This window comes from Mesorhizobium sp. M2A.F.Ca.ET.037.01.1.1 (assembly GCF_003998075.1).
In the GTDB taxonomy this organism is placed as follows: Bacteria; Pseudomonadota; Alphaproteobacteria; order Rhizobiales; family Rhizobiaceae; genus Mesorhizobium.
In genome coordinates this window covers 1-2,911 of sequence record NZ_RZSA01000850.1, presented here as the reverse complement: position 1 = coordinate 2,911, position 2,911 = coordinate 1, and the positions used below count along the sequence as shown (strand labels likewise).

At 58.0% G+C, this 2,911-nt stretch carries 2 protein-coding genes and 2 pseudogenes; 2 read left to right on the top strand and 2 right to left on the bottom strand.

Features of this window, described 5'->3' with window-relative positions; genetic code table 11:
- Positions 1-256: 256 nt before the first annotated feature.
- Positions 257-1,333 (top strand): hybrid-cluster NAD(P)-dependent oxidoreductase, encoded by a 1,077-nt coding sequence (locus EOA27_RS30125; RefSeq protein ID WP_126082608.1) that lies wholly within the window; start codon positions 257-259, stop codon positions 1,331-1,333.
- Between the two features lie 645 nt (positions 1,334-1,978).
- Positions 1,979-2,259, top strand: a pseudogene (locus EOA27_RS42470) (adenylate/guanylate cyclase domain-containing protein); the annotation flags it as partial.
- On the opposite strand, the gene EOA27_RS30120 reads toward EOA27_RS42470, so the two are convergent.
- Together EOA27_RS30120 and EOA27_RS30115 are read right to left on the bottom strand one after the other, a co-directional pair.
- Positions 2,215-2,472 carry a helix-hairpin-helix domain-containing protein gene (locus EOA27_RS30120; protein ID WP_129554439.1) on the bottom strand — a complete coding sequence of 86 codons (258 nt, stop codon included), beginning with the start codon at positions 2,470-2,472 and terminating at the stop codon, positions 2,215-2,217. The pseudogene EOA27_RS42470 and the gene EOA27_RS30120 sit on opposite strands and share 45 nt — an antisense overlap.
- 89 nt (positions 2,473-2,561) lie before the next feature.
- A pseudogene (locus EOA27_RS30115) lies at positions 2,562-2,911 on the bottom strand (DNA ligase D); the annotation flags it as partial.

Genomic DNA, 2,911 nt, shown 5'->3' with positions numbered 1-2,911 from the left:
CGACGATGCCCGCAGGTTCACGGCCGAGTGCCGGTCGTTCCTGGTCGAGGGCGCGCCGACGCTTTACCAGCCAGTCCATACGGCCATGCTCGCCCGACGTAAGCATGAGCCGATCATCCGCAAAGGGCTTCGCGCGCTGCATCTCGCGGTGATGTCGCTGGAGATCTAGATCGAAATTTCCGATTAAAAAGCAGGCTCAAGCCCCTGTTTCGCGAAGGCCTCGGCTGCCATGTTGGCGCGTCATTGAGAGCCAAACATGAACGCACACACTTCGTTTCCGGCTTCCATATTTGTTGCGCCTTTGCGGCAGCGCCAATGGGCCGACGCATCGCCGCAGGTAATGCTCTGCCGTCGCGTGATCGACGAGACGCACAACGTGAAAACGTTTGTCTTTTCGGCTGCGTCGGACCGCATGTTCTGCTTCAATGCGGGGCAATACGTGCTTCTTCGCCTCAGCATTGATGGGCTCGAGGTGACGCGACCCTATTCCGTTGCCTCTCCACCGACCCGTCCACTTGATTTGCAGATTACGGTAAAGCGGACACCTGGCGGGCTCGTTTCCAATTGGCTCCATGACAATCTGCGGTCCGGCGACGAGATCAGGATTGAAGGCCCACTGGGTTCGTTCAAACTCGATGGCTTTGCTAGCGCAAAGCTTCTCTTTCTTGCGGGCGGCAGCGGGATCACGCCTCTCATGTCGATGGTGCGAATGTTGACAGATCGAGCATTCGATTTGGACCTTCGTCTCATCTACAGCGTGCGCTCGCCACGCGATATCATTTTCAGATCGGAACTCGATGCACTCGCTGCCCGATTTCCCAACCTCGGCGTAACATTCCTTTGTTCGAAGGGAGGTCCCTCGGGGACGGGACCGAGCGGCCGGATAGACGGCTCCATGCTCCTGCGCCTTGTTCCCGATCTTGCAAAGCGCGCAGTCTACACGTGCGGCCCAGAACCTTACATGACGGCGCTGCGAGATGGTTTTGATGAGGTTGGCGTTAAACCGCTGGCCTATTACGAGGAGAGCTTCGGAGGGTACCCTAGCGGTGTTGCTCCGGATGACTTTGCCATTTCGTCCTTTGTCCATTTCGCCAAGTCTGGATTAGAGCATCGCTGCGCGCCCGGAGAGACCCTACTGGATGCAGCGCGCAAATGCGGTGTCTATGTTCCCACCGCATGCCAACAAGGAGTTTGCGGCACTTGCCGAATAGCCAAGCTCTCAGGTGAAGTCGCGATGTGTGATCTTGGCGGCCTGACGTCCGAAGAGAAATCTGCGGGTTATATCCTGGCCTGTTGCAGCCGCGCGCAAGGGACGGTCTCAGTCGATCTTTGAGTCGGTCGACATTCTAAACGGCGATATGGCCAATGGCCTTACATTTGGCGGCCTTGGCGGTGTGCCTGGTGCAGTGTCAAGGTCAAGCGCAGAAGAGCAGGTTCCAGGTTCCAGCGCGGCGCCAGCGGCATTTGCTTTCATGAGCAGCAAAGCTGACCTCTCAGGCATGTGCGGCGCAAAGCTGTCGTCCACGGTCAAAGAGACCGCTGACTGAGATGCGGCGCAAAGCTGCCGTCGAGCCGAACCCGCATAACGTTGCAACCCATGATCCGGCGGGTCAGCTCTGCTGATAGTGTGACCAATTAAACGAGCGACAAAGGACCGAAATGGATTTTGCGATCCCATTGTCATACCGGAGCGTGGGTTAGAGCGGCCCCGAAATCAATGAATTGTCGAGACAGCTACTCAGCAACAGCACGGAGAAGCAGGCGGCGATCATGACGGCGAAGATAGAGACTCAACCCCGAGCATTCGAGGACCGAGAGCATCGATGCAGTACTGCCATGTCCGCAATGTCCCAGCGAACGGACGTGGGGCGGATATTACGACGCGTATGACCCCTCTCGGAAATCGGGCCGGATAGACTCTAGGCCAAGGTACCAATACAATCCCAATTGCCCGGCTTTCTGAAAGTATTCAACCCACATGGCCGAGACTCGAACCCAACGCCGCCTTGCTGCAATTTTGGCAGCCGATGTTGTTGGCTATTCCGCCTGATGGAACGCGAAGAGGCTGGCACACTAGCCGCATTGAAATCACGTCGGCAGGCCGTGTTGTCTCCATTGGTCGTCCAGCACAATGGTCGCGTAGTCAAACTTATGGGCGACGGTGTGCTTGTCGAGTTCGCCAGTGCAGTTGATGCGGTACAATGCGCGGTTGAACTACAAAAGGGATTCATTGCAGCTAACGAAGGTATTCCCGAAGCCTCGCACCATGTCCGCGATCGCGTCGCCGATGCCCGGGATTCTGGTGAGGGCGCCCGCGGCAATGATCCGATCAAGCGGCTGCGACAACGCAGCCAAGCTATCGGCAGCGCGCAAGTAAGCTTTGGTGCGATAGGGATTGCCTCCGCGAAGCGATGTGCGATGTGCATATTCCCTCAAGAGGCTGGCGACGGTCCGTGGATCGGTTTTTGCCATGGTCGAGGCAAACGGGACCGATGTCCCCGGGTTCCAATCAGGCGAACGAGGCGAAGCCTTGACCAGTCTTTCTGTCGTCGAGGAATGGGCTACAGATTTGGCAATAATTGGTCGGCTCGACCCCATCCCGCCAGGGATTTGCTGGCTGCGCGTTTCTTCAATTCACGAGCATCGCCGACGTGGAAATGCGAGGGCGCATCAATCGTCTTCATTTCCGCCCAGGTGATGGGCGCGGCGACCGGAGCGCCCGGTAGGGACCTCGCGCTGTAGGGCATGATCGCGGTCGCCCCTCGCTGGTTGCGCAGATAGTCGACAAAGATCCGTCCCTTCCGCTTCGCCTTCGCCATCACGGCCGTAAAGTGAGAGGGATCGGTCTGGGCGACGGCTTGAGCGAGACGATGTGCGAAGTCTTTCACTTGCGGCCACTCGGCCTGTGGAG